This window comes from Micromonospora sp. NBRC 110038, assembly GCF_020884815.1.
GTDB lineage: Bacteria > Actinomycetota > Actinomycetes > Mycobacteriales > Micromonosporaceae > Micromonospora > Micromonospora haikouensis.
Genome location: NZ_BBOL01000001.1, coordinates 687621 through 712952, shown reverse-complemented (window position 1 = coordinate 712952; position 25332 = coordinate 687621). Strand labels below are relative to the sequence as shown.

Annotated in this window: 25 protein-coding genes; 10 read left to right on the top strand and 15 right to left on the bottom strand. The window is 75.7% G+C overall.

Annotated elements, in window-relative coordinates:
* Positions 1–399: 399 nt before the first annotated feature.
* Positions 400–2631, bottom strand: coding sequence for an ATP-dependent DNA helicase RecG (gene recG / locus LPU61_RS03040; RefSeq protein ID WP_043962310.1), 2232 nt, complete (start codon positions 2629–2631; stop codon positions 400–402).
* Complete coding sequence (locus LPU61_RS03035) at positions 2628–4277, bottom strand: DAK2 domain-containing protein (RefSeq protein WP_229404033.1); 1650 nt, start codon at positions 4275–4277, stop codon at positions 2628–2630. Before LPU61_RS03035 ends, recG begins: the two co-directional genes overlap by 4 nt.
* Positions 4278–4532: 255 nt before the next feature.
* Here LPU61_RS03035 and rpmB point away from each other — a divergent pair, with 255 nt between their 5' ends.
* Positions 4533–4724 (top strand): 50S ribosomal protein L28, encoded by a 192-nt coding sequence (gene rpmB / locus LPU61_RS03030; protein WP_007075181.1) that lies wholly within the window; start codon positions 4533–4535, stop codon positions 4722–4724.
* A gap of 92 nt (positions 4725–4816) precedes the next feature.
* Entirely contained in the window at positions 4817–6073 is a 1257-nt protein-coding gene (locus LPU61_RS03025; RefSeq protein ID WP_043962307.1) for an ATP-grasp domain-containing protein, read from the top strand.
* Positions 6074–6166: 93 nt separating this feature from the next.
* On the opposite strand, the gene LPU61_RS03020 is transcribed toward LPU61_RS03025, so the two are convergent.
* Positions 6167–6634 carry a GNAT family N-acetyltransferase gene (locus LPU61_RS03020; RefSeq protein ID WP_229404031.1) on the bottom strand — a complete coding sequence of 156 codons (468 nt, stop codon included), beginning with the start codon at positions 6632–6634 and terminating at the stop codon, positions 6167–6169.
* A 30-nt stretch (positions 6635–6664) separates the two neighbouring features.
* Entirely contained in the window at positions 6665–7603 is a 939-nt protein-coding gene (locus LPU61_RS03015) for a thiamine-phosphate kinase (protein WP_043962304.1), read from the bottom strand.
* A gap of 248 nt (positions 7604–7851) precedes the next feature.
* Between LPU61_RS03015 and LPU61_RS03010 the strand changes: the two genes are divergently transcribed.
* Both LPU61_RS03010 and LPU61_RS03005 read left to right on the top strand, forming a co-directional pair.
* Complete coding sequence (locus LPU61_RS03010; protein ID WP_043962303.1) at positions 7852–8085, top strand: Lrp/AsnC ligand binding domain-containing protein; 234 nt, start codon at positions 7852–7854, stop codon at positions 8083–8085.
* Entirely contained in the window at positions 8086–8721 is a 636-nt protein-coding gene (locus LPU61_RS03005) for a DUF3515 family protein (RefSeq protein WP_082106224.1), read from the top strand.
* A 100-nt stretch (positions 8722–8821) separates the two neighbouring features.
* Here the strand turns inward: LPU61_RS03005 and LPU61_RS03000 are convergent, their stop codons facing one another.
* The 3 genes from LPU61_RS03000 to LPU61_RS02990 all read right to left on the bottom strand — a co-directional run bounded on the left by LPU61_RS03000 (position 8822) and on the right by LPU61_RS02990 (position 10537).
* Positions 8822–9919 carry a D-alanine--D-alanine ligase family protein gene (locus LPU61_RS03000; RefSeq protein ID WP_229404030.1) on the bottom strand — a complete coding sequence of 366 codons (1098 nt, stop codon included), beginning with the start codon at positions 9917–9919 and terminating at the stop codon, positions 8822–8824.
* Between the two features lie 202 nt (positions 9920–10121).
* Positions 10122–10361, bottom strand: a complete 240-nt coding sequence (locus tag LPU61_RS02995; protein ID WP_374199575.1) for a hypothetical protein — start codon at positions 10359–10361, stop codon at positions 10122–10124.
* Positions 10334–10537, bottom strand: coding sequence for a hypothetical protein (locus tag LPU61_RS02990; protein WP_043962300.1), 204 nt, complete (start codon positions 10535–10537; stop codon positions 10334–10336). Before LPU61_RS02990 ends, LPU61_RS02995 begins: the two co-directional genes overlap by 28 nt.
* A 228-nt stretch (positions 10538–10765) precedes the next feature.
* Between LPU61_RS02990 and LPU61_RS02985 the strand changes: the two genes are divergently transcribed.
* Both LPU61_RS02985 and LPU61_RS02980 read left to right on the top strand, forming a co-directional pair.
* Entirely contained in the window at positions 10766–11611 is an 846-nt protein-coding gene (locus LPU61_RS02985) for a helix-turn-helix transcriptional regulator (RefSeq protein WP_043962299.1), read from the top strand.
* Between the two features lie 3 nt (positions 11612–11614).
* On the top strand, positions 11615–11827 hold the full coding sequence (locus LPU61_RS02980; RefSeq protein ID WP_043962297.1) for a DUF397 domain-containing protein: 213 nt from the start codon (positions 11615–11617) through the stop codon (positions 11825–11827).
* Positions 11828–11995: 168 nt separating this feature from the next.
* Here the strand turns inward: LPU61_RS02980 and LPU61_RS02975 are convergent, their stop codons facing one another.
* The 4 genes from LPU61_RS02975 to LPU61_RS02960 form a co-directional block, all read right to left on the bottom strand.
* Positions 11996–12748, bottom strand: coding sequence for a putative protein N(5)-glutamine methyltransferase (locus LPU61_RS02975; protein ID WP_229404028.1), 753 nt, complete (start codon positions 12746–12748; stop codon positions 11996–11998).
* A gap of 70 nt (positions 12749–12818) precedes the next feature.
* Positions 12819–13934, bottom strand: coding sequence for a cystathionine gamma-lyase (locus LPU61_RS02970; protein WP_229404551.1), 1116 nt, complete (start codon positions 13932–13934; stop codon positions 12819–12821).
* Between the two features lie 55 nt (positions 13935–13989).
* A complete protein-coding gene (locus tag LPU61_RS02965) occupies positions 13990–14997 on the bottom strand; it encodes an NAD(P)H-dependent glycerol-3-phosphate dehydrogenase (protein WP_077936620.1) in 1008 nt (335 codons plus the stop codon).
* Positions 14994–15740 carry a 1-acyl-sn-glycerol-3-phosphate acyltransferase gene (locus LPU61_RS02960; RefSeq protein WP_043962296.1) on the bottom strand — a complete coding sequence of 249 codons (747 nt, stop codon included), beginning with the start codon at positions 15738–15740 and terminating at the stop codon, positions 14994–14996. The genes LPU61_RS02965 and LPU61_RS02960 overlap by 4 nt, the downstream gene beginning before the upstream one ends.
* 123 nt (positions 15741–15863) lie before the next feature.
* Between LPU61_RS02960 and cofC the strand changes: the two genes are divergently transcribed.
* The 4 genes from cofC to LPU61_RS02940 are packed head-to-tail and all read left to right on the top strand — an operon-like array spanning position 15864 to position 20192.
* Entirely contained in the window at positions 15864–16544 is a 681-nt protein-coding gene (gene cofC, locus LPU61_RS02955) for a 2-phospho-L-lactate guanylyltransferase (protein WP_043962295.1), read from the top strand.
* A 31-nt stretch (positions 16545–16575) separates the two neighbouring features.
* Positions 16576–16773, top strand: coding sequence for a cold-shock protein (locus LPU61_RS02950; protein ID WP_043962293.1), 198 nt, complete (start codon positions 16576–16578; stop codon positions 16771–16773).
* Positions 16774–16826: 53 nt separating this feature from the next.
* A complete protein-coding gene (locus LPU61_RS02945; RefSeq protein ID WP_229404026.1) occupies positions 16827–19298 on the top strand; it encodes an RNA degradosome polyphosphate kinase in 2472 nt (823 codons plus the stop codon).
* Between the two features lie 15 nt (positions 19299–19313).
* On the top strand, positions 19314–20192 hold the full coding sequence (locus tag LPU61_RS02940) for an NUDIX hydrolase (protein ID WP_043962292.1): 879 nt from the start codon (positions 19314–19316) through the stop codon (positions 20190–20192).
* Positions 20193–20227: 35 nt separating this feature from the next.
* Here the strand turns inward: LPU61_RS02940 and LPU61_RS02935 are convergent, their stop codons facing one another.
* The 4 genes from LPU61_RS02935 to leuC form a co-directional block, all read right to left on the bottom strand.
* Positions 20228–22225 carry an endonuclease/exonuclease/phosphatase family protein gene (locus LPU61_RS02935; protein WP_229404024.1) on the bottom strand — a complete coding sequence of 666 codons (1998 nt, stop codon included), beginning with the start codon at positions 22223–22225 and terminating at the stop codon, positions 20228–20230.
* Positions 22226–22379: 154 nt separating this feature from the next.
* On the bottom strand, positions 22380–23102 hold the full coding sequence (locus tag LPU61_RS02930; protein ID WP_043962290.1) for an HU family DNA-binding protein: 723 nt from the start codon (positions 23100–23102) through the stop codon (positions 22380–22382).
* A gap of 172 nt (positions 23103–23274) precedes the next feature.
* Positions 23275–23862: a 3-isopropylmalate dehydratase small subunit gene (gene leuD / locus LPU61_RS02925; protein ID WP_043962289.1), complete on the bottom strand. Its 588-nt coding sequence runs from the start codon at positions 23860–23862 to the stop codon at positions 23275–23277.
* A 16-nt stretch (positions 23863–23878) separates the two neighbouring features.
* Positions 23879–25321 carry a 3-isopropylmalate dehydratase large subunit gene (gene leuC, locus LPU61_RS02920; RefSeq protein ID WP_043962288.1) on the bottom strand — a complete coding sequence of 481 codons (1443 nt, stop codon included), beginning with the start codon at positions 25319–25321 and terminating at the stop codon, positions 23879–23881.
* Positions 25322–25332: the final 11 nt, after the last annotated feature.

The window sequence follows — 25332 nt, the reverse complement described above, 5'->3', positions numbered from 1 at the left end:
CCCCGCTGATACCGCCATGTCGCCGACATGGAGTCGATCATCGGCCTGGCACGAACGCGAAGACGACCGTCTCCAGGCCCAGGCTCAGCAGCCAGAGCTGCCGCAGGACCAGGCCCAGCCCGGCGAGCGCGGCGGCCAGCGCCACCCGCGCCAGTCGGATAACCGGGCCAGGCAGGAACCCGGGCTGGGCGGGGAGGCACGCCAGGCAGGGAGCCGGCTCCAGACAGGGGAGCCGGCCCAGACAGGGGAGCCGGCCCAGACAGGGGAGCCGGCCCAGACAGGGAGCCGGGCTGGGCGGGGAGGCACGCCAGGCAGGGAGCCGGCTCCAGACAGGCAGCCAGCCCAGGCAGGGAGCCGGCCCAGGCAGGGAGCCACGGCCAGGAGGGAAGCCTGGGCCGGTCAGCCCTTCTCCAGGTATTCCGCGCGTTCGGCGTCGACCAGGGCGGCCACCGAGGCGGCCAGCGCCGGATGGCGGGCCAGCTCCGGGTCGTCCTCCACCAGCGCGATCGCCTCGGCGCGGGCGTCGCGGATCAGGTCGGTGTCGCGCAGCAGGGACAGCAGCCGCAGGTGCGAGCGCCGGCCGGACTGGGTCGCCCCGAGCACGTCGCCCTCGCGGCGCTGCTCCAGGTCGAGCTCGGCGAGCTTGAAGCCGTCCGTGGTGGACGCCACCGCGTCGAGGCGTTCCCGGGCCGACGAGCCCTCGGCCGCCTCGGTGACCAGCAGGCAGAGCCCCGCCGCCGAACCCCGGCCCACCCGGCCGCGCAGCTGGTGCAGCTGGGAGACGCCGAACCGGTCGGCGTCCAGCACGATCATCACGGTGGCGTTGGGGACGTTGACGCCGACCTCGATGACGGTCGTGGCGACCAGCACGTCCAGCTCGCCGTCGGCGAAGGCGCGCATCACGGCGTCCTTCTCGTCGGCGGGCAGCCGCCCGTGCAGGATCCCGATCCGTAGCCCGTGCAGCGGCCCCTCGGCGAGCAGCGGGGCGACCTCGGTCACCGCGAGCGGGGGCCGCCGGCCGTTGTCGTCCTCCCGGGGCGGCTCCTCCTCCGACCCGGACCCCGGGCCACCCGACCCGGACCCCGCATCCCCGATCCGGGGGCACACCACGTACGCCTGGTGGCCGGCGGCGACCTCCTCGCGCAGCCGGCGCCAGGCCCGGTCGAGGAACGCCGGCTTCTCGGCGGCCGGCACCACGTGCGAGGCGATCGGCGAGCGCCCCTGCGGAAGCTGGGTGAGCGCGGAGACCTCCAGGTCGCCGTAGACGGTCATCGCCACGGTGCGCGGGATCGGCGTCGCGGTCATCACCAGCACGTGCGGCGGCTGATCCGCCTTGGCGCGCAGCGCGTCGCGCTGCTCCACGCCGAACCGGTGCTGCTCGTCGACCACGACGAGGCCCAGGTCGGCGAAGTCGACGCCCTCGTAGAGCAGGGCGTGGGTGCCGAGCACGATGCCGGCCCGGCCGGCGGCGACCTCGGCGAGGGCCCGGCGGCGGGCCGCCGCGCCCAGCGAGCCGGTGACCAGCTCCACCGAGGTGGCCCCGTCGGCGGCGCCCAGCTCCCCCGCCCTGGCCAGCGGGCCGAGCAGGTCGAGGATGCCCCGGTGGTGCTGGGCGGCGAGCACCTCGGTCGGGGCGAGCAGGGCGGCCTGGCCCCCGGCGTCGACCACCTGGAGCATCGCCCGCAGCGCCACCACCGTCTTGCCGGAGCCGACCTCGCCCTGCAACAGCCGGTGCATCGGGTGGGCGGTGGACAGGTCGGCGGCGATCTCCGCGCCGACGGCCCGCTGGCCGCCTGTCAGCTCGTACGGCAGCCGGGCGTCGAACGCGTCGAGCAGCCCGCCGGGGCGCGGCGGCCGGGACCGGGCCGGCCAGGCCGCGGCCCGGTGCTTGCGCTGCACGAGGGTGAGCTGCACGGCGAACGCCTCGTCCCACTTGAGCCGGCGGCGGGCCCGGTAGAGGGCCTCCTTGCTCGACGGCCGGTGGATCTCGCGCAGGGCGGTGCCGAGGTCGATCAGGTTGCGGGTGGCCCGGACGGTGGCGGGCTGCGGGTCCTCCGGCGGGGTGAAGGTGTCCAGCACCACGCGCACGCAGCGGGCGATCACCCAGGTCGGCACGGCCGCGGCGGCCGGGTAGACCGGGATCAGGGCCCCGGCGAACTCCTCGACCTCCTCGTTGGCGGCGGCCTCGCCGTCGCCGCCCTCGCCGAGCAGCACGTATTCCGGGCCGTTGAGCTGGCGCTTGCCCCGGAACTCGGTGACCTTGCCGGCGAACAGCCCCCACCGGCCGGGGCGCAGCTCGCGCTCCCGCCACGCCTGGTTGCCGAAGAAGGTGCAGGTGAGCACCCCGCCGGAGTCGTCGCCGACGGTGACCTCCAGCAGCTTGCCCCGGCGCTGGCGCATCGGCCGCACGTCGGTGCGCCGCACCTGGGCCAGCACGGTGACCTGCTCGCCGACGTCGAGCGACCGGATGTCGGTGTGTTCGCCGCGCTCGTCGTAGCGGCGGGGGAAGTGGTGGACCAGGTCGCCGGCGGTGTGCAGGTCGAGGTGGGCGGCCAGGGCCTTGGCCGTCTTCTCCCCGACCAGCTTCTTCAGCGGCGTGTCGACCGTGGCCGGCTCGGACGTCGTCGTCATTCGACCCCCACCAGGAGCGGATAGTGCGGCTGGCCCCCCGCGTAGGCCTGGACCTCCACGAACGGCCAGCGCCGCGCGACGTGTTCGGCGACGGCGTCGGCCAGCCCCTCGGGGGCGTCCGCGCCGGAGAGCAGGGTGACCAGCTCCCCGCCGCCGCCGAGCATGCGGTCGACCACGGCGGTGCAGGTGTCGGCGAGGTCGGCCCCGATCAGGTGCACCTCGCCCTCGACGAGGGCCAGCACATCGCCGGGGCGGCACGGGCCGGCGACGGTGAGCGCCTCGCGGCTGGCCCAGCAGACCTCGGCGTAGCGGCACGCCCCCGCCGCCTCGGCCATCGCGATCACGTCGTCGGCGAAGCGGCGCTGCGGGTCGCGCACGGCGAGCGCGGCCAGCGCCTGCACCGGCGACCGGGTCGGCACCACGCTGACCCGCACCCCCAGCGCGTGTGCCTCCCGCGCGGCGGCGTTGGCGACGGCCTGGGTGTTCGGGTCGTTGGGCAGCACCACCACCCGGGCCGCGGCCGTGGCGCGGATCGCGTCGAGCAGCTCACCGGTGGACGGGTTGCCCGGCACCACCGTCGCCCCCTCGCCCGTGAACAGCTCGGCGATGCCCGCCCCGGAGGCGACCACCACGGCCGCCCGGCCGTCGCCCGCCGGTGCCGCCGTGCCGTGGGCCGCGACGGCGTCGGCCGAAGCGGCGGGCGGCTGGTCGGCGAAGCGGGTCACCGAGATCCGGTGCGGCCGGCCGGCCTCCACCCCCGCCTCGACCGCCGCGCCGACGTCGTTGACGTGCACGTGCACGTTCCAGGTGGCCGACGCCGCGTCGGTGGCCCCGTCGCCGACCACGACCAGCGAGTCGCCGAGCCCGGCGAGGGTCTGCCGCATCCGGGCCACCGCGTCGGCGTCGGCGTCGAGCAGGAACTGCACCTCGTACGCGTAGTCCGTCGAACCGGTCTCGCGGGCGGCCGTGGCCGGCGGGCGGACCGGGCGGGGCGCGGGGGCGGGCCGGCACGGGCTCTCGCCCGTGACCACCTCGACCAGCGCGTCGAGCAGCAGGCAGAGCCCCCGGCCGCCGGCGTCGACCACGCCGGCGCGGGCGAGCGCCGGCAACTGCTCTGGCGTGCGGGCCAGCGCCTCGGCCGCCGCGCCGGCCGCCGCCCGGGCGACGGTGGGCAGGTCGTCGCTGTCGGCCGAGCCGGCCGCGCGGGCCGCCGCCGCGACCACGCTGAGCACGGTGCCCTCGACGGGCTGGGCGACGGCGGAGTAGGCGGCGGCGGTGGCGTCGCCCAGCGCGGCGGCGAGCTGCCGGCCCCGCACCGCCGGGGCGGCGGCCAGGGTGTCGGCGAGGCCGCGCAGGATCTGCGACAGGATGACCCCGGAGTTGCCCCGGGCGCCCAGCAGTGCGCCGCGCGCCATCAGCCGCAGCGCGTGCCCGTGCGCGGTGGACCCGCCGTCGGGCAGGGTGGCCAGGTCCATCGCGAGCGCCTGCTGGGCCGAGGTGAGGGTGAGCACCAGGTTGGTGCCGGTGTCGCCGTCGGGGACCGGGTAGACGTTGAGGTCGTCGATCTCGCCCTGGTGCCGGCGCAGCGCGGCCAGCCCGCCCGCGCACCAGCGGCGCACCGCGGCGGCGTCGAGGGTGTCCAGCACGTCGGGAAGCCTACTGGCGCGCACCGACACCCGCCGGGGGCGACGCCACGATGTCGGCGACATGGCGGGCGATGTCGTGGCGGCGGCGCGGCAGTGGCGCAGCGGCATCGCGGCGACCGGCGCCGGAAATGCCCCCTGCCCCGGCATCACCAGGGGCCCGGTTGGGCGGCGACGGGGGGATCGGGTAACCTGGCCAGGTTGCCCGGGCTGCGCCTGGCGGCGACCTCATGAACGTATCAATCCCAGGAGTATCCCGTGGCTAGCGTGTGCGACGTCTGTGGCAAGGGGCCGGGCTTCGGCCACAACGTGTCCCACTCGCACCGGCGGACCAACCGCCGCTGGAACCCGAACATCCAGTCGGTGCGCACCCCGGCCGGTGGCGGCACCACCAAGAAGTTGAAGGTCTGCACCTCCTGCATCAAGGCAGGCAAGGTCACCCGCGCCTGACTCGGTAGCGCCGACCCACCCATCGTCGACAAGCCGGCGGGCCTGAGGGCCCGCCGGCTTGTGGCGTCCGCGTACGCAGCACGGAGGCACCGTTGGACCTGGACCTGGGCCCCGCCGAGATGATCGTCGTCGGGGCCTCGCTGGGCACCCTGCGCTGGTTCGACGAGGAGCTGCCGGCGGGCAGCGTGGTCGTCGTCGAGGAGCCCGACGTGATCAGCCGGCGTGGCATCGGCGAGCTGGTCGGGCGGCTGTCCGTCCTGGCCCGGGTCGTGCCGGCCGAATACCAGACGGGCTTCGACGCGGACGCGCTGCTCGCCCGCGAGCCCGATCTGGCCGGGGCCCGCCTCGTCATGCCGGGCCTGGAGTACGCCGTGGGCGCCGCCGCCCGCCTCGCCGCCCGCCTCGGCCTGCCCGGTGCCGGGGCGGAGGCCGCCGACGTCTTCTCCGACAAGCACCGGATGCGGCTGCTCGCCGCCGACGCCGGCCTGCCGAACCCGGCGTACGAGCTGGTGGGCGGGCCGGCGGAGGCGGTCGAGTTCGCACGCCGGCACGGCGACCGCTGCGTGCTCAAGCCGACCCGGCGCTCGGGCAGCCTCGGGGTGCGGCTGGTCGCCGACCCGGCCGAGATCCCGGCCGCCTGGGCGGCCACCGCGGCCCCCGAGGCCCCGCCGGAGGCCACCGACCGAGGGCTGCCCACGCAGGTCCTCGCCGAGCAGGTGCTCGACGGCCGGGAGCACAGCGTCGAGCTGCTCGTCGCCGACGGCGAAGTGATCTTCGGCAACGTCACGGACAAGCGGGTGCTCCCCGGTCCCCTGCCGGTCGAGACGGGGCACACCGTGCCGTCGGCGCTGCCCGGGGCGGCCCGCCGCGACCTGCTCGACGCGGCGGGGCGGCTGTGCGCCGCCGCCGGGTTCCGCACCGGGGTGCTGCACAGCGAGTGGATCGTCGTCGACGGCGTGCCGCACCTGGTGGAGTGCGCCGCCCGGCTCCCCGGCGACATGATCACCGCGCTGATCTCGATCGGCTACGAGTTCGGCTTCATCGACGCGTACCTGCGGGTGTTGCGCGGCGAACGGCCGGCGCTGCCGACCCGGCCGACCGGGGCGGCGGCGGTGGAGTTCCTGCTCGCCGACCCGGGCACCGTCACCGGCGTCGAGGGGCTGCGGCCTGCCCGCCGGGTGCCCGGGGTGCTGGAGGTGCAGCTCGACACCGCCGTCGGCGCGACCGTCGCGCCGGTCACGTCGTCGGGCCGGCGCAGCGGGCACGTGCTGGCCTGGGGCGTCGACCCGGCCGAGGCCGAGCGGGCCGCCCGCGCCGCCGCCGCCGAGATCCGCGTCACCGTCGCCTGACGGGCCGCCGCCGCGCAGCCGCCCAGGCGACCGGGGCACGGGCCGACCAGGGCGCGGGTTGCTAGGGACGCAGGTCGGCGGGCAGCAGCTCGGTCAGAGGGTGCGGCCGAAGGAGAGGCAGCTCGGGTAGTCCCGGTAGAAGCCGAAGTTCGGGATGCGCTCGTAGCCGGCCGCGTGGTAGAGCGCGATCGCCTCGGGCTGCTTGTCGCCGCACTCCAGGACGAGCTGCTTGCGCCCGTGCTCGCGGGCGGACCGCTCGACGGCGGCGAGCACCGCCCGGGCCACGCCCCGGCCCCGCGCCTGCGGGCTGGTGTACATGCGCTTCAGCTCGGCGGTCTCCCCGTCGTCGCCGTGGCTGCGCCAGCCGCCGCACCCGACCGGCTCCCCGCCGAGGTAGGCCACCAGGAACGCGCCGTGCGGCGGCACGAACTCGGCGGCGTCGACCGGGGTTTCGTCGCCGCTGCCCCCGTACCGCCGGCCCAGGTCCGCCAGGGCGGCCCGGATGAGCTCCTGGGCCTGCGGGGAGTCGAAGCGGTCCGGACGGATCTCGATCTCGCTCACGGGGGAAAGGGTACGTCGCCGGCCGGTCCCCTACCGGAAGTGGTCCCAGCCGGTCGGGCCGTCGTACGCCTCGCCGTCGACGGTCACGCCGGTGCCCTCCGTCACCCGGCCGACGACCCGCCACGGGTCGGGCAGCGCCACCGCCGGGGGGAACGTGGCCGCCAGCGCGTGGTCGTCGCCGCCGGCGAGGATCCAGGAGTACGGGTCGACCCCCAGCGCCTGGGCGGCGTCGCGCATCTGCCGGGGCACCTCGAAGGCGTCCCGCCGCACGTCGATGCCGACCCCGCTGGCGCGGGCCACGTGCCCGAGGTCGGCCAGCAGCCCGTCCGAGACGTCGATCATGGCGGTGGCCCCGAGCCGGGCGGCGTGCGGCCCGGCCGCGTACGGCACCTCGGGCCGTCGGTACGCCTCGACCAGGAGCTTCGGCGTGCGGAAGCCCCGGGACAGCACGGTGTAGCCGGCGGCGGCGTACCCGCTGCGGCCGGCGAGCGCCACGACGTGCCCCGGGCGGGCCCCCGAGCGGACGACCGGGGCCCGGCCGCCCAGGTCACCCAGGGCGGTGACGGCGATCGTGAGCGTGGGGCTCGCCGACATGTCGCCGCCGACCACGCTCGCGCCCACGGTGGCGGCCTCGGCCCCGAGCCCGTCGGCCAGCTCCTCGGCCCAGGTCGGGTCGAGGTCCGCCGGCATGCACAGGGCCACCAGCAGGGCGGTCGGGGTGGCACCCATCGCCGCGATGTCGGCCAGGTTGGCCGCCGCCGCCCGGTGCCCGACGTCGCGGGCGGCGGACCAGTCCCGGCGGAAGTGCCGCCCCTCGACGAGCACGTCGGTGGAGGCGACCACCCGGGCGTCCGGCGCGGCCAGCACCGCCCCGTCGTCGCCGGGCCCGAGCAGGCAGGACGCCCCCTGGGGCAGCCGGGCGGTGACCCGGTCGATCAGCCCGAACTCGCCGATTCCGGTCACGCTCATGCCCGCTCCCCGCCGCGCCCGTGCCCATCGTGGACCCGGGACGGCCCCGCGCCCCGCCCGCCGTGGACCCGGGATCGTCCCGCGCCCCGCCCGCCGTGGACGCGGGATCGTCCCGCGTCCCGCCCGCCGTCGCGCCCGTCGCGCTCGCTCACCGCTTCTCCTTGGCCACCGATAGGGATCAGACCTGGTCCGTAAGGTAGTTTCACCCTTCGGGCCGCCCAGCGGCGGCGACGGACGGAGGTCGAGTCGTGGTACAGGCGTACATCCTCATCCAGACAGAGGTGGGTCGGGCGCGTGACGTGGCCGGCCTGATCGGCGACCTTCCCGGCGTGGTGCGGGTCGACGCCGTCACCGGGCCGTACGACGTGGTCGTGCTCACCGAGGCCAACACGGTCGACGAGCTCGGCAAGCTCATCGTCAGCAACGTGCAGATGGTGCCCGGCATCACCCGCACCCTCACGTGTTCGGTGGTGCGCCTGTAAGTGGACGAGATCACTTCCTCCTCCGAGTCCCCCGCCGGGGCGGGGACGAGCGACGACGCCGGCGCGCCGCGCCGGGACCGGGCCAACCGCAGCGCGGCGCTGCTGGCCACGCTGGTCGCGGTGCCGGTCACCGTGGCCGTGGCCGGGTTCACCTTCGCCAAGCTGACCCCGGACGCCCCGGCCGCCGAGCCGGGTCCGGCGGCGACCAGCGCCGGGCCGCGGTCCACCGCGCCGGTCGAGATGGCCGCCCCCCGGTTGGCCGAGCGGCCCGCCACGGTGTGCCGCGCCCTGACGTCGCAGCTCCCGTCGACCGTGCGCGACCTGGCCCAGCGGCCGGTCACCGCCGGCCCCGAGCAGAACGCCGCGTACGGCGACCCGGCGCTCACCATCGCCTGCGGCGGCGCCGAGCCGGAGCCGGGCGACACCGACGACATCTGGGTCGTCAACAAGGTCTGCTGGTACGCGGCCGAGGGCCCGGACGCGACGGTGCTCACCACGCTGGACCGGGAGACGGCGGTGCGGGTGACCGTGCCCCGCACGTACGGGGCGGCCCTGCAGTGGGTCAGCCCCATCTCCGACGTGGTGATCGCCTCGGTGCCCTCGGGCGGCGACGCCCCCGGCGGCTGCACCGGCTGACCAGCAGCCCCCGCCGGCTGGCCAGTCCTCACCGGCTGCGGCGGCTGACCGGCCACCGCCGTCGGCCGCGCCTGCCGGTCGCCCCGGCGGCTGCGCGCGTTCAGTGCAGGCCGACGCCGCGCCGCTGGGCGGTGCGGATCAGTCGGTTGACCAGCTTCGGATACTCCAGCCCGGAGGCGGCCCACATCAGCGGGAACATCGACGTCGGGGTGAAGCCGGGCATCGTGTTGATCTCGTTGAGGTAGACGTCCAGGTCCGGGGAGACGAAGAAGTCGACCCGGGCCAGCCCGGCGCAGTCCAGGGCGGCGAACGCCCGGACGGCGTACTCCTGGACCTGCCGGGTGACGTGGTCGGGCAGGGTGGCCGGCAGGTCGTACTCGGGCTCGGAGAGATACTTCGCCTCGAAGTCGTACCAGTCGTGGTCGCCGCCGGCCCGCACCTCGGCCAGGACGGACGCCTCCGCGCCGCCCCCGGCCTCGCCCTCCAGCACGCCGCACTCGACCTCCCGGCCGACGATCGCGCCCTCGACCAGCACCTTCGGGTCGATCTCCCGGGCCGTGGCGACGGCGGCCTCCAGGTCGGCCCAGTCGTCGACCTTGGTGATGCCGAACGACGAGCCGGCCCGGGACGGCTTGACGAAGACGGGCAGCCCGAGCCGCTGCTTGTCCTCCTCGGACAGGGTGACCCCGCTGCGCAGCACCGCGTACGGGCCGACGGGGATGCCCTCGGCGGCGCAGAGCTTCTTGGTGAACTCCTTGTCCATCGCGGCGGCGGAGGCGAAGACGTTCGCCCCGACGTAGGGGATGCCGGCCATCTCCAGCATGCCCTGGATGGTGCCGTCCTCGCCGTACGCGCCGTGCAGCACGGGGAAGACCACGTCGACGTCGGCGAGCACCCGGGGCCCCTCGGCGGGGTCGAGCACCAGCAGCCCGTTGCCGGTGGGGTCGGCCCGCAGCACGAGGTCGGCGCCGGCCTCGGCGGTGATCTCCGGCAGCCGCCGGGCGCTGATCGCCAGCTGGGCCGGGTCGCCGCTGGTCAGCACCCACTTGCCGGCGCGGGTGATGCCCACGGGGACCACCTCGAACTCGTCCGGGTCGAGCGCGCTGAGCACGCTGCCGGCACTGACGCAGGAGATGCCGTGCTCGGGGCTGCGGCCGCCGAAGACGAGGGCCACACGGGTCTTGCCTGGGGTGGTCACTCGGTCACCCTTTCGTTCGCGACTGCGAGGCTCGTGGTGCTCGCCGGTGGCGCTCACCCGGATGACCTTACTGTGCGTGGCCGGACAACGGAGTTGATACCCGGGGAGAAGCGGCAGCACTGCGCAACCGGTCAACAGTGCATATACACTGCGTAATCACACCACGCCGGACAGCGGCTCCCGGCGGGCGGCAGGCGGCGCGTCAGAGGCCGTAGCGGCGGCCGACGGCGATCACCTTCACCCGCTGCCGCCCGGCCCGCACCATGCCCAGCGCCATGAACGCGCCGGCGATCCGGTCGGCCGCCTCCCGGCTGCTCGCCCCGACGACCTGCCGTCGCCGCTCGGGGGCCTGCCGCTCGTCGCGGCGCACGTCGTCCACGGGGCGGACGTCGGTGAGCACCACCAGGAACCGGGTCACCGCCGGCCTCCCGCAGCGCCCCACGCCGCCCGGCCGGGCGACCCCTCCGGCTCCGCGGTGGTCGCCGCCAACCCGCCGGAGCGGTCCCGGCAGACGTACGCCAGGTGGGCGTGGATCCACGCGTCGTCGTTGTCGCGCAGCACGGGGTGTGCGCACCAGCGGCACCTCGACACCCGGGGCCAGCAGGCGGTCACCGTCATCCGAGTCCCTTCCGGTGCGTCCCGGGTGGCGGCACGCGGCGATCGGGTACGGGGGAGAAAACCCGATCGCCACGCGCCCCATCCCCTCCGGTCACTCACCACCGCCGTCGCCACGACAACCGGCAGTGAGGAACTGGTCACAGGTTGACATGTGGACTGGCGTGAATGCAACTCTCATCGCCGTTCTCTCATGTGCACACTCCCGGCCACGTATGTCACCATCGACGCATGGCACCGAAGACGGCCCGGGCCCGACGGCTCGGCATCGCGCTGCGTACGCACCGGGAGGCGGCCGGCCTCACCCTCGAAGCCGCCGCCGACGAGATCAACAGCACCCGGAGCACCCTGTCCCGGTACGAGAACGCCCAGACGCTGATCAGCCCCGCCACGGTGCGCGCCCTGCTCACCCTGTACGGGGTGGGCGCCGACGAGCTCGCCGCCGCCGTCCAGCTCGCCAAGGACGCCCGCAAGCCCGGCTGGTGGGTGTCCTATTCGTACCTGCTGGACCGGCGGACCATCGACTTCATCGCGCTCGAGGCCGAGGCCACCGGCATCGCCAACTTCGAGCCGTCGGTGGTGCCCGGCCTGCTCCAGACCGCGGACTACATCCGGGGGGTGATGCGGGGCGGCCCGCACACCCTCAGCGACGAGCAGGTCGAGCAGCGGGTCCACCTGCGACTCGACCGGCAGCAGCGGATCACCGGCGACGATCCGGCGATCCTCGACGCGATCATCGACGAGGGCGCCCTGCTGCGCCCCGTGGGCGGCCAGGCCGTGATGGAGGCGCAGCTGCACCACCTGCTCAAGATGGCCGAGCTGCCCAACATCACGGTCCAGGTGATCCCCCTGTCCGCCGGCTACCACCGGGGCACCCGGGGGTCGCTGCACATCCTGGAGTTCCCCGACCCGGAGGACCCGCACATCGCGTCGGTGGAAACGGTCGCCGGCCAGATGGTCCTCGACCGGCCCGGTGACCTGCGTACCTGCACCAAGATCATGGAGCACCTGCGGACGGTCGCACTCAGCCCCGCGGCCACCCGGGACCAGCTCCTCCGACTCCTGAAAGGACGGTAGAACATGACCCCGACGACGAGCGCGGCCCTCGCCACGGCGCGATGGCGCAAGAGCAGCCGCAGCGGCGACGAGGGAGCCTGCGTGGAGATGGCGGTCGTACCCGGCGCGGTGGCCGTCCGCGACTCGAAGGACCCGACGGGCCCGGCGCTGCTCTTCCCGCCGACCGCCTGGGCCGCGTTCGCCGCCGCGCCGCCCCTGACCTCCCGGCGCCCCTGACCGCCGCGCGGGCCGGCCGGGGGGTCCCGTCCCGGCCGGCCCGCGCGGCCCCCGTCGTGGTCCACCCGCCGTCCGGTCCGCACCGCCGGCCGGCGGGTGGGCCACCACCTCGTTCCGGCCCGCCGGCACCCCGGCCGAGCCGGAGCACCGGGGCGCGGTCCGCCGCCGTCAGCCGGGCCGGCGGGCGGTCACCGCGGTCGCGCCCAGTTCCTCGTCGTACGCCACGGACGGCGTCAGCCCGAGGTCGGCCAGCGCGGCGCACAGCACCTCGACCTGCCCTGCGCCGGCCTCCACGGCCAGGTGCCCGCCCGGCGCGAGCCAGTGCACCGCCCCACGCGCCACCCGGCGCAGCACGGCCAGCCCGTCCGACCCGCCGTCGAGCGCCACCGGCGCCTCGTGCAACCGTGCCTCGGGCGGCATGAGCGCCACCGCCTCCGTCGGCACGTACGGGGCGTTGGCCACGATCAGGTCGAGCCGGCCCCGCCATTCGGTCGGCACCGGCTCGTACAGGTCGCCCTGGTAGACGGGCACGCCGAGGTGGGCGAGGTTGCGCCGGGCGCACGCCACGGCGGCCGGGTCGAGGTCGGCGGCGGCCAGCCAGCGGGGACGCAGCCGCCCGGCGAGCACCAGCGCGGCGGCACCGGACCCGCAGCACAGGTCCAGCACGGCCGCGCCGGGCCCGGTGACCGCCGCGGCGGCCGACACCAGCAACGCGGTACGCGCCCGCGGCACGAACACGCCCGGGTCGACGCCGACCCGCAGGCCGCAGAACTCGGCCCAGCCGAGCAGGTGCTCCAGCGGCAGGCCGGCGACCCGCCGCTCGACCAGGTCGGCGAGCCGCTCGGGAGTGTCGGCGGCGGCGGCGAGCAGCTCCGCCTCCTCCTCGGCGAAGACACAGCCGGCGGCGCGCAGCCGCGACACGAGCGCGTCCGTGGACGGGGCGTGAGAAGGGGATCCTTCTCTGCCGGATGCGTTGATCGGGGACTTCCTCTCAGGCAGGCAGGGCGGCGGTGACGTCGGCGACCAGGTCGGCGGTGTCCTCCACGCCGCAGGAGAGCCGGACGAACCCGGGCGGCGTGTCGTCGCCCCACTGCGCCCGCCGGTCGGCGGTGGTGTGCAGCCCGCCGAACGACGTGGCGGCGGCCACCAGCCGGGACGCGGTGAGGAAACGGGCCACCCGCTCGGCGTCACCGAGGTCGAACGACAGCACCCCGGGCATCCGACGCAGCTGGGCCGACGCCAGCGCGTACGCCGGGTCGCCCGGCAGCCCCGGCCAGCGCACGCCGGTGACGTCGGGACGGCCGGCGAGCAGCCGGGCGAGCGCCTCGGCGTTGGCGCTCTGCCGGGCCAGCCGCAGGTCCAGCGTGGCCAGCGAGCGGTGCGCCAGCCACGCGTCGAACGCCCCGGGCACCGCCCCGGTCATGGTGCGCCAGGCGGTGACCGGGTCGAGCAGCCCGGCGGAGCGGGTCGCCACGTACCCGAGGAGCAGGTCGGAGTGACCGGTCAGGGCCTTCGTGCCGGAGGCGACGACCACGTCGGCGCCGAGGTCCAGCGGGCGCTGCCCGAGCGGGGTGGCCGTGGTGTTGTCCACCGCCACCAGGGCACCGGCGGCGTGCGCGGCGGCGGCCAGGGCAGGCACGTCGGCGACGTCCAGGCCGGGGTTGGCCGGCGACTCCAGCAGCACCAGCCGCACCCCCGCGAACGACGGGTACGGCCCGGCGGTCGGCGCGAACAGCACCCGCACGCCGATCCCGGCGAGGGTGTCGGTGGCGAACGCCCGCACCGGGAAGTAGCCGTCGGCGGGGAGCACCACCGTGTCGCCGGGGCGCAGCACGGCCAGCAGCAGGCCGGTGATCGCCGCCTGCCCGCTGGCGAAGACGCGCACGTCGCCGCCCTCCAGCTCGCCGATGGCCGCCTCCAGCAGCCGCCGGGTCGGGTTGTCGGGCCGGCCGTACCCGTTCGGGGTCGCCGCCGGGCCCTGCCGGGGGTCGAGGTGGTAGGGCGCGGCGAAGACCGGGCCGGGCAGGAACGGCTGCCCCGGGGCGGGCTCGGGCAGGCCGGCCCGCACGCACCGGGTGCCGTCGCCGTCGGTGCTGTCGGTGCCGATGCGTTCGCCGTCGGTGCCTTCGCCGTCGGTGCCGGGGGTCGTCACGCGGGCCGCCTCACTCGTACGACTCGGGCTTGGCGGTGCGGCTCATCAGCGCGTCGACGGCGAGCCGGGGGTCCATCCCCTCGTGGCAGATCCGCTCGATCTGCTCGGTGATCGGCATCTCCACCCCGTGGGCGCGGGCCAGGTCCCGGATCGCCAGGCAGCTCTTCACGCCCTCGGCGGTCTGCCGGGTCGCCGCCTGGGCCTGCTCCAGGGTCTCGCCCCGGCCCAGGTGCTCGCCGAAGGTGCGGTTGCGGGCCAGCGGCGACGAGCAGGACGCCACGAGGTCGCCCATCCCGGCCAGGCCGGCGAAGGTGATCGGGTCCGCGCCGAGCGCCACCCCGAGGCGGGCGGTCTCGGCGAGCCCCCGGGTCATCAGCATCGCCCGGGTGTTGTCGCCGAAGCCCATCGCGGTGGCGATCCCGTACGCGAGGGCGATCACGTTCTTCACGGCCCCGCCCAGCTCGCAGCCGATCACGTCGTCGTTGGTGTACGGCCGGAAGTACGGCGTGCGGATCGACGCCTGGACGAGCTGGGCGCGGCGGTCGTCGGTGCCGGCGACCACGGTGGCGGCGGGCTGCTCGGCGGCGATCTCGGGGGCGAGGTTGGGGCCGGAGACGACGACCACCCGGTCCGGGGTGACCCGGGCGGTCTCCACGATCACCTCGCTCATCCGCTTGGTGGTGCCCAGCTCGATGCCCTTCATCAGGGACACCAGGGTCGCGTCCGGGTGCAGGTCGCCGACCCATTCGGCGAGGTTGCCGCGCAGCGTCTGCGACGGCACCGCGAGCACCACGATCTCCGCGCCCCGGATCGCCTCGGCGGCGCTGCCGGTGCCGGTGACCCGGTCGGGCAGCCGCAGGTCGGGGAGGTACTCCGGGTTGTGCCGGCGCAGCCGGATCGCCTCGGCCACCGGCTGCCGCCGGGCCCAGATCGTCACGTCCCGGCCGGCGTCGGCAAGGATCTTGGCGAAGGCGGTCCCCCACGACCCGGCCCCCAGCACCGCCACGTGGCCGGTCACGCCGCGTCCTCCCGCCCCCGCGTCGGGCGGGCGGCCCCGGCGGCCCGCGCCGGTCGTTCCCACAGCGGCGGCGGCGTCCCGCCCCGGATCTCGGCGAGCTGGTCGCGCAGGCGCAGCATGATGGTGTCGGTCATCTCTTCCAGGGTGGCCTTGGTGGGCGTGGAGCCGGCCCACCGGCTCAGGTCGACGGGCGGCCCGGCGACGACGGTCACCGGGATGCGGGGCCGCAGGCCCAGCCGGTTGTTGCGGGGGTCGAAGAGCCGCTCCGGACCCCACATGGCGACCGGGATCACCGGCGCGCCGGTGGCCAGCGCCAGCCGGGCGGCCCCGGTCTTGCCCCTCATCGGCCACAGGTCGGGTTCCCGCGTGGTGGTGCCCTCCGGGTAGATCACCACCGCGCCGCCCTCGCGCAGGGCGGCGACGAGGGCGTCCAGGGACTTGACGGCGTCGACCGTGCCGCGCTCGACGGGGATCTGGAGGCAGCGGTGCAGGATCCAGCCCACCACCGGCACCCGGAAGACGCTGGCCTTGCCGAGGAACCTCGGCCAGCGCCCGGCGTCGTAGACGAAGTGCGCGGAGACCAGCGGGTCGGCGTGCGAGAGGTGGTTGGGGACGATGATGATGCCGCCGTCGTGGCGCAGGTGCTCCATGCCCCGCCAGGTGCGCCGGGTCCAGACCGTCATGACGGGCTTGACCAGCACCACGGCGAACCGTTGCCAGAACCCCAGCCTGCGCCGCGTCACCCTGCCTCCTCGTAGCCCCGACCCCACGCCGCACCCGCCCGTGCCGCCCGCAGCGAAATCATGCCTGCTCGCCCCCGGTACGGCCAGTGAGGGTACCGCCGGGGTGACTGGCAGGATTGTGCCGTGCGGCAGCGGACCTGGACTGTGGTGGTGCCGGTGAAGCGCCTCGGCGTGGCGAAGAGCCGGCTGCGGGGGGCGCTGCCGGGCGTACCCCATGAGGAGCTGGCGCTGGCCCTGGCGGCCGACACGGTCGCCGCGGTGCGGGCGTGCCCGGCGGTCGCCGGGGTGGTGGTCGTCACCCGCGACGCCCGCGTGGCGGCGGCCGTCCGCGCGGCGGACGTGCGGGTCGTGCCGGACGCGCCGGACGCCGGGCTGAACGCGGCCTTCCGGCTCGGCGCGGTGATCGCGGCCGACGGCGGGGGGTGGGTGGCCGGGCTCACGGCGGACCTGCCGGCGCTGCGCCCGGCCGAGCTGGCCGCCGCGCTGCGCGCGATCGCCGCCGGCCCACCGGGGGTACGCCGGTTCGTCGCCGACGCGCCGGGGGCCGGCACGGTGCTGCTCGCCGCGCCGCCCGGTGTGCCGCTGGACCCCCGGTTCGGGGTCGGCTCGGCCGGGGCGCACGAGGCGGGTGGGGCGCTGCCGCTGGCCGGCGACTGGCCCACCCTGCGTCGGGACGTCGACACCGCCGCCGACCTGGCCGCCGCCGCCCGGCTCGGGCTCGGGCCGCGCACCGCCGCCCTCACCGGCGTGACCCACCTGGTCGACGGGACCGGCGCGACCGAGCCGGCCGGCCGCGCGGGCTGAGCCGCCCCCCGCGCCGGTGTACGGTGCTGGCATGCAGGGCACCGTGGCCACCTACGACGCGGCGACGCGCAGCGGCATGCTGTTGCTCGACGACGGCACCGAGCTGGCGTTCCCCGCGCGGGCCTTCGACGCCTCCGGCCTGCGGCTGCTGCGGCTGGGCCAGCGGGTCCGGGTCGAGACCGACGCCACCGGGGAGATCGTCCGGGTGACGTTGCCGACGATGCCGTGAGCTCCCCACCCAAGTTCATTTTGCGTTAACCCGTTCCGGGACATTATGAGCGGGTGAGCACCCCTCGCGAGCACCCCACCGGCCCGGCCGACGACCACCGACGCGCCGACGACCGTCCCACGCCGGGCCACGACCGACCCGAGCCCGCCGACGACCGACCCGAGCCCGGCGAGCCGGCGCGACGGCGCAACGGGTCCCGCCGACGCGGCACCGACGGCCGGTTCCGCCCGCACGACACGCCGACCGACCCCGCCGGGACGACCGGAGCGGCGAGCTCCACCGGCCCCGCCGGGACGACCGGCCCCGCCGCGATGACCGGGGGCGGACCGGCGGCGGCAGGTGCCGACCCGGCGACCGGCGACCCGCCGGCGGCCCCGCTGGGCCGGGCGGCGGCGTCCGCCGGGCTGGAGGAGGTGCTCGACGTCGACCCCCTCCCGGACGACGAGCCCGCGCCGCCGAAGCCGCTGCCCGAGGACCGGTTCCTCAACCGGGAGCTGTCCTGGCTCGACTTCAACGCCCGGGTGCTCGCCCTGGCCGAGGACCCGCGCACGCCGCTGCTGGAGCGGGCCAAGTTCCTGGCGATCTTCGCCAGCAACCTCGACGAGTTCTACATGGTCCGGGTCGCCGGCCTGAAGCGCCGCCAGTCCGCCGGGCTGCCGGTGCGCGGCGGGGACCGGCTGCCGCTGCGTACCCAGCTGGAGCGGATCGGCGAGCGGACCGCCGAGCTGGTCGGCCGGCACGCCTCCTGCTTCGTCGACGACGTGCTGCCGAAGCTCGCCGCCGAGGACATCCGCATCCTGCGGTGGACGGACCTGGACGCGCCCGAGCGGGAACGGCTGCGCACGTACTTCCGGGAACACATCTTCCCCGTGCTCACGCCGCTCGCGGTCGACCCGGCGCACCCGTTCCCGTACATCTCCGGGCGGTCGCTGAACCTGGCCGTCGCGGTCCGCGACCCCGACGGCGGCTCGGAGCTGTTCGCCCGGGTCAAGGTGCCGAACAACGTGCCGCGCTTCGTCCGGGTCGACCGGGAGTCCCCCGGGGTGCGGGTGCTCCCGGTCGAGGAGCTGATCTCGGTGCACCTGGGGCAGCTCTTCTCCGGCATGCAGGTCGTCGAGTGCCACCTGTTCCGGGTCACCCGCAACGCCGAGGTGGAGGTCGACGAGGACCGCGACGAGGACCTCCTGCAGGCCCTGGAGCGGGAGCTGGCCCGCCGCCGGTTCGGCCCGCCCGTGCGGCTGGAGGTCGCCGCCTCGATCTCCGACCACATGCTGGAGCTGCTCGTCCGCGAGCTGGACATGGACAGCCACGACGTGCTGCGGGTACGCGGTCTGCTCGACCTGTCGGCGCTGTGGCAGCTCTACGGCGACGCCGACCGCCCCGACCTGAAGGACCCGCCGTTCGTGCCGGCCACCCATCCCCGGCTCACCGAGGGCGAGGTGCCGCGCAGCGTCTTCGCCACCCTGCGCGACGGCGACGTGCTGGTCCACCACCCGTACCACTCGTTCGCGACCAGCGTGCAGCGTTTCGTGGAGCAGGCCGCCGCCGACCCGGACGTGCTGGCCATCAAGCAGACCCTCTACCGCACCAGCGGGGACTCCCCCATCGTCGACGCGCTGGTCGACGCCGCCGCCGCCGGCAAGCAGGTGGTGGTGCTGGTGGAGCTGAAGGCCCGCTTCGACGAGGTGGCCAACATCGGCTGGGCGCGCACCCTGGAGCGCGCGGGCTGCCACGTCGTCTACGGCCTGGTCGGCCTCAAGACGCACTGCAAGACCGCCCTGGTCGTGCGCCAGGAGGGCAACCAGATCCGCCGGTACTGCCACATCGGCACCGGCAACTACCACCCGAAGACCGCACGGCTGTACGAGGACTTCGGCATGCTCACCGCCGACCCGGAGATCGGCGCGGACCTGACGGACCTGTTCAACGTGCTGACCGGCTACAGCCGGCAGACCGCGTACCGGCGGTTGCTGGTGGCGCCGCAGGGCATCCGGCGGGGGCTGATCGAGCGGATCGAGCGGGAGATCAGCCACGTCCGGCTCGGCATGCCCGGGCTGGTCCAGTTCAAAGTCAACTCGCTGGTCGACGAGGAGGTCACCGACGCGCTCTACCGGGCGTCCCGGGCCGGGGTGCACGTGGACCTGCTGATCCGGGGCATGTGCACGCTGCGCCCGGGAGTGCCGGGGCTGTCGGAGAACATCCGGGTCCGCTCGATCCTCGGCCGGTTCCTGGAGCACTCCCGGATCTTCCGCTTCGGCAACAACGGCTCCGCCGAGTTCTGGATGGGCTCGGCCGACCTGATGCACCGCAACCTCGACCGCCGGGTGGAGGCGCTGGTGCAGGTGAGCGACCCGGTGGCCCGCGCCGAGCTGGACCACGTGCTCACGGCCGCGTTCAGTCCCGACGTGGAGGCGTTCGAGCTGCACGGCGACGGCTCCTGGACGCGGCGCACCGGCACGGAGCAGGCCCAGCCGGCCCATCTGCAGGACCTGCTGCTGCGCCGGGTCGGCGGCACGGCCGGATGAGCCTAGGCTGAGCGGATGCCGGAGGGGGAACGCGTGATCCGGGCGGCGGGCGGGGTGGCCTGGCGGCAGGCCGATGGCGGCGTGCTGGTCTGCCTCGTGCACCGCCCCCGCTACGGCGACTGGTCGCTGCCGAAGGGCAAGCTGGAGCCGGGCGAGCACCCGCTGCTGGCCGCCGTGCGGGAGGTCGCCGAGGAGGCCGACGTGCGGGCGGTGCCGCAGGTGCGGCTGCCCACCGTGCGCTACCGCAGCGAGGGCCGGCCGAAGGTCGTCGACTACTGGTCGATGCGGGCCGTCGACACGGGCGGCTTCCAGCCCGACACCGAGGTCGACGGCATCCGCTGGCTGCCCGTCGGGGAGGCCGCCCGCCTGGTCAGCTACCCGCACGACGCCGAGGTGCTGACCGCGTTCGCCGCCCTCCCGCCGGTCACCGCGACGGTGGCCCTGGTCCGGCACGCGCAGGCCGGCCAGCGCGGCACCTGGTCCGGGCCGGACTCCGCCCGGCCGCTCGACGCCACCGGCTGGGCCCAGGCGCACGCCCTCGCGCCCCTGGTGGCGCTGGTCCGCCCGACCCGGCTACTGTCCGCGTCCGCCCGCCGCTGCGTGCAGACCCTCGACCCGGCCGCCGCCCTGCTCGACCTGCCGGTCGAGGTGACCGGTGACCTGGACGAGCCGCGGCCCGGCCAGGACCCGCACGAGCGGGCGCTGGCCGCCGCCGCCTGCCTGGCCGAGCTGGCCGCCGCCGGGGGCGCGGCCGGGGCGTGCAGCCAGGGCAAGGTGATGCCCGGCGCGCTGGAACGCCTCACCGGCCGCGCCGGCGACTTCACCACCTCCAAGGGCGGCGGCTGGCTGCTCGCCTTCGCCGCCGACCGCCTCCTCGCCGCCGACCGCTGGTAAGGAAGGGCCCTACCTGTCGCATCCGGGCGCGGGCGTCACGGCAGGGCCAGGGTCACCGCGACCGGGAGGTGGTCGCTGGCGATGCTGCGGGGCGCCACCGGGTCGGCGGCGCGCATGCCCGCCGAGACCAGCACGTGGTCGATCTGTTCGCGCGGCTCGTCCGCCGGGCTCGTCGGCAGGGGCCGGGCCGAGGCGAGGGCGTCCACCAGCCCCGCACGGGTGAACTCCGCGTAGCCCGGGGCGCCCGGCTCGGTGTTGAGGTCACCGGCGACCACGAGGGGCAGTCCGGCGGCGTACCGGAGGGCGAAGGCCGCCACCGCGCGGGCCTGCGCCACGGGCTCCCGCCCCGGCGGCGGCTGCAGGTGGGTGGCGACCACCGCGAGGCGTACGCCGCCGCCGAGGTCCACGGTGACGCCGAGCGCCTGGGCTCCGGTGGGCGCGCCCGCCGGGGCCAGCCGCTCGCTGCGGGCCGCCGCCAGGGGGAACCGGCCGAGGACCGCGTCGCCCCAGAGCGGATCGGCGGCGGGCGCGAAGACGTACGACATGCGCAGCCGCGCCGCGAGCAGGGCGAGGGTGTCGTGGCCGCCGTTGAGCAGCCAGCCCCGGTCCACCTCGCCGAGGACCACCACGTCGGGGCGCTCGCGCGCGACCACCCGGGCCAGCCCGTCGGGGTCGAAGCGACCGTCCAGTCCGAACCCCATCCGGATGTTGTAGGCCACCACCCGGACCGCCGCCGGGGGCGTGCCGGGCCGCAGCGGGGCGAAAGCGCCCGACGGCAGTCCCGTCGCGACGAGCACGACGAGACCGCCGGCCGCGGCGATTCCCCGCACCCACCGTCGGGGCGGCGTGGACGTCGCCCTCCGGGGCCCGCCGAGGGCCACGGCGGCGACGAGGCCGGCCATCGCGACCGGCACGGCGGCGTTGGGGTAGCCGAGGTCGTAGGCGGCGTAGTAGCCGACGGCGGCGACGGCGAAGAGCAGCATGCCCAGCACCGCCGCGAGGCCGGGCCGACCCGGCGCGACCCCGGGGGTGGACGACGCGGCGGCAGACGACGGGACAACGGACGGCGCGGCACCGGCGGACGGCACGGCGACGGGCGGCACGGCGACGGGTGGCACGGCGACGGGTGGCACGGCGACGGGTGGTGCGGCGGCGGGCGGCACGGCGTCGGCGAGGGCGAGACAGGCTCCCGTGCCGGCGGCGGTCAGCACGACCGCCGGCCCCAGCAGCCCGGCGTCGCGGGTGGCGAACAGCACCGCCCCGACCACCAGCGCCAGCGGGCCGGCCAGCCGCCAGCGCCCCCGGGGCGGCCGGGCCAGCGCGGCGAGCAGGAAGATGCCGACCGCCCAGGCCGGCAGGGTGGGCACGTCGCCGGCTTCCGGTGGCCAGGAGAGCCCGCCGCCGGGGCCGCGCCAGTAGGAGGCGGCCGTCGCGGCCGCCGCCGGGGAGAGCGCCACGAGGCCGGTCAGCAGCAACGCCGGGCCGGCGAGCAGCCACGCGCGGGCCCCGCCCGGTTCCGCCTGCCGCGCGGGACGGGCCGCGACGACCAGGAACACCGCCACGAGGGCCACGCTGCCGGCCCACCCGACCGGGCCACCCCGCCAGACCAGGTCGTACGTGCCGAGCACCGCGTGCACGACCGCGCCGAGGGCGATGCCCAGCGCCAGCCCCGGCACCGGCCGGCCCGTGGTGGTGGCGGTGCCGGCCAGCCAGAGCAGTCCGGCGAGGAGGCCGACGGTGGCCAGCCAGAGCTGCGTACGGCCGCCCGGTGCGGCGGTGAGGGCGAGCCGCGCGCCGCCCAGCGCGACGGCGGCGGCGAACGTGACGGGCCGCACCCCGAGCCGGCGGACCAGCGGCGGGAACGCGAGCGCGAACACGAACCAGCCCAGCGCGAACGCGCCGAGCAGCTCGGCGGGGGTGGTGGCGGCCTGCCCGAAGATGGTGATGACCGACGGGAGGAAGACCCGCAGCACGTCGGTGAGCACGACGATGCCGAGGGCGAGCGCGGCGGTGCTGAGGTGGCGGTAGCGCACGGGCTGCCTTTCGCCGACCGTTCGAGGGGTTCGGCGATTCTCCGCGCGGGGCACGCCGCCGGTCAACGGTGGGGACGGCGCGGGCTGTCCGGCCCACGCGCGCCGCGGGGCGCCCACCGTTCGGGTGGGCGCCCCGCGGGACGGTGCCGGCCGGTCAGCGCTTGGTGGCCGCCTTCTTGGCCGGGGACTTCTTCGCCGGCGCCTTCTTGGCCGCCGTGCTCTTGGCCGTGGTGCTCCTGGCCGCCGCCGTGGTGGTCTTCTTCGCCGCGGTCGACTTGGTCGCCGCCGCCGACTTCTTCGCCGGGGCGGCCTTCTTGGTGGCGGTCTTGGCCGCCGTCGTCTTGGTCGCCTTCGCCGGGGCGGCCTTCTTCGTCGCGGTGGTGGCCTTCGCGGTGGTGGCCTTCGCCCCCGTCGCCTTGGCCCCGGCCGCCTTGGCCGTGGTGGCCTTCGCCCCGGCGGCCTTGGCCCCGGCCGCCTTCGCGGTGGTGGCCTTGGCCGTGGTGGCCTTGGTCCCGGCCGCCTTGGCCGTGGTGGCCTTGGCGGTCGTCGCCTTGGTGGCGGCCGTGGCGGTCTTCTTCGCCGCCACCGTGGCCTTCGGCACCTTCCCGCTGGCCACCATCTCCTTGAAACCGGCGCCGGCCCGGAAGGTCGGGACGGATGTCTTCTTGACCTTCACCGCCTCGCCGGTACGCGGGTTGCGCGCTGTTCGCGCACCCCGGACGCGCTTCTCGAACGCTCCGAATCCGGTGATCGCCACCTTCTCGCCCTTGGTGACCGCCGCCTGGACCTCAGCGAGGACCGCGTCGAGCGCGGCCGTCGCCGTCTTCCGGTCCCCCAGGCGAACGGCGAGCGCCTCGATGAGCTCGGCCTTGTTCACGACTTCCTCCCGATTGTGCAACTGACTCGACGCGAGCCATTCTGCGCGCACGGTATGCCCTGTGCTGCCTGGACACAAACATTCGGTGGAAAAAAGCCCTTGTGTCGTAACGGATTCGCCCCCACCGGCGAGGCCGGTGGGGGCGGAAACCGATGCGGGATCGGGCGTACGGCTATGCCACGGAGGGCAGGAACGGCCTCCGGCCGCGCTCGTAGGAGGTGATGTCGGGCTCGTGCCGAAGAGTGAGTCCAATGTCATCCAACCCCTCCATCAGCCGCCAGCGGCTGAAGTCGTCGAGGGGGAAGGACCAGGTGGCGTCCCCGGCCCGGACCTCACGGGACGCCAGGTCGACGGTGACCGGGGTGGCCGGGTCGGACTCGACGAGGGACCACAACTCCTCGACGGCCCGCAATTCCAACTCGACCGGCAGCAGACCCTCCTTGAGGGCATTGCCGCGGAAGATGTCGCCGAACCGGGGCGAGACCACCGCCTTGAACCCCCAGTCGCGCAGCGCCCACACGGCGTGCTCCCGGGAAGACCCCGTGCCGAACTCCGGGCCCGCCACAAGAATCGACGCACCCGAATACGCGGCATCGTTCAACACGAATGAGGGGTCCTCCCGCCACGCGTTGAAGAGCCCGTCGGCGAATCCCGTCCGGGTCACCCGCTTGAGGTACACGGCGGGGATGATCTGATCCGTGTCCACGTTGGAACGGCGCAGCGGCACGGCGGTGCCGGTGTGCACGGTGAACTTGTCCATCTGTGCGGCTGCCCTTCTACAGGTCTGCGGGGGCGGCGAGCCGGCCGACCACGGCGGTGGCGGCGGCGACCGGCGGCGACACCAGGTGGGTGCGTCCGCCCCGGCCCTGGCGGCCCTCGAAGTTGCGGTTGGAGGTCGAGGCGGAACGCTCACCCGGGGCGAGCGTGTCCGGGTTCATGCCCAGGCACATCGAGCAGCCGGCGAACCGCCACTCGGCCCCGGCGTCGGTGAAGACCTTGTCCAGCCCCTCGGCCTCGGCGGCCTCCCGGACGGCGGCCGAGCCGGGCACCACGAGCATCCGTACGCCGTCGGCGACCGTGTGTCCGCGCAGCACGTCGGCGGCGGCGCGGAGGTCCTCCAGGCGGCCGTTGGTGCAGGAGCCGACGAAGACCACGTCGACGGAGAGGTCGCGCAGCGGAGTGCCGGGGGTGAGGTCCATGTACTCCAGCGCGCGGCGGGCGGCGGCCCGCTCGGACTCGCCGGCGAACTCCTCCGGGTCGGGGACGGCCGCGCCCAGCGGCGCACCCTGGCCCGGGTTCGTGCCCCAGGTGACGAACGGCGTGATCAGGCTCGCGTCGAGGGTCACCTCGGCGTCGAACGTCGCGCCCTCGTCGGTGGGCAGGCTCCGCCAGTACTCCACCGCCGCGTCCCAGTCGGCCCCCTGGGGCGCGTTCGGCCGCCCCTTGAGGTACGCGAAGGTGGTCTCGTCCGGCGCGATCATGCCGGCCTTGGCGCCCCACTCGATCGACATGTTGGCGACGGTCATCCGCCCCTCCATGGAGAGCGCGCGGATCGCCTCGCCCCGGTACTCCACGATGTGGCCGCGGCCACCGCCGGTGCCGACCTGGGCGATGAGGGCGAGCACCAGGTCCTTGGCGGTGACGCCGGGGCCGAGCTGGCCGGTGACGTTCACGGCCATCGTCTTCGGGCGGGCCTGCGGCAGCGTCTGGGTGGCCAGCACGTGCTCGACCTCGCTGGTGCCGATGCCGAAGGCGAGCGCGCCGAAGGCGCCGTGGGTGGCGGTGTGGGAATCGCCACAGACGATCGTCATGCCGGGCTGGGTGACGCCGAGCTGCGGACCGATGACGTGCACGATGCCCTGGTTGGCGTCGCCGAGCGGGTGCAGCCGCACGCCGAACTCGGCGCAGTTGCGGCGCAGCGTCTCGATCTGGGTGCGGGAGGTGGGGTCCGCGATCGTGAGCAGGTCGCCGCGCCGCTGCGAGAACGCCGGGTCGGCGTACCCCGTGGGGGTGTTGTGGTCCTCGGTCGCGAGCGTGAGGTCGGTGCGGCGCACGCGGCGGCCGGCGAGCCGCAGGCCGTCGAAGGCCTGCGGGCTGGTGACCTCGTGCAGCAGGTGCAGGTCGATGTAGAGCAGGTCCGGTTCACCGTCGGCGGACCGGACGACGTGCGCGTCCCAGACCTTCTCGGCCAGGGTCCTCGGTCGAGTGTCTCCCACCATCTGGACATCCT

What these genes read in the sequence shown, in the direction of transcription:
- LPU61_RS02940 (WP_043962292.1), top strand. Translation starts at nt 19,314, where the DNA reads ATGCCGGAGGGGGAACGCGTGATCCGGGCGGCGGGCGGGGTGGCCTGG.
- LPU61_RS02950 (WP_043962293.1), top strand. Translation starts at nt 16,576, where the DNA reads ATGCAGGGCACCGTGGCCACCTACGACGCGGCGACGCGCAGCGGCATG.
- leuC (WP_043962288.1), bottom strand. Translation starts at nt 25,321, where the DNA reads ATGGTGGGAGACACTCGACCGAGGACCCTGGCCGAGAAGGTCTGGGAC.
- LPU61_RS02980 (WP_043962297.1), top strand. Translation starts at nt 11,615, where the DNA reads ATGACCCCGACGACGAGCGCGGCCCTCGCCACGGCGCGATGGCGCAAG.
- LPU61_RS03015 (WP_043962304.1), bottom strand. Translation starts at nt 7,603, where the DNA reads ATGAGCGTGACCGGAATCGGCGAGTTCGGGCTGATCGACCGGGTCACC.
- recG (WP_043962310.1), bottom strand. Translation starts at nt 2,631, where the DNA reads ATGACGACGACGTCCGAGCCGGCCACGGTCGACACGCCGCTGAAGAAG.
- LPU61_RS02985 (WP_043962299.1), top strand. Translation starts at nt 10,766, where the DNA reads ATGGCACCGAAGACGGCCCGGGCCCGACGGCTCGGCATCGCGCTGCGT.
- LPU61_RS02990 (WP_043962300.1), bottom strand. Translation starts at nt 10,537, where the DNA reads ATGACGGTGACCGCCTGCTGGCCCCGGGTGTCGAGGTGCCGCTGGTGC.
- leuD (WP_043962289.1), bottom strand. Translation starts at nt 23,862, where the DNA reads ATGGACAAGTTCACCGTGCACACCGGCACCGCCGTGCCGCTGCGCCGT.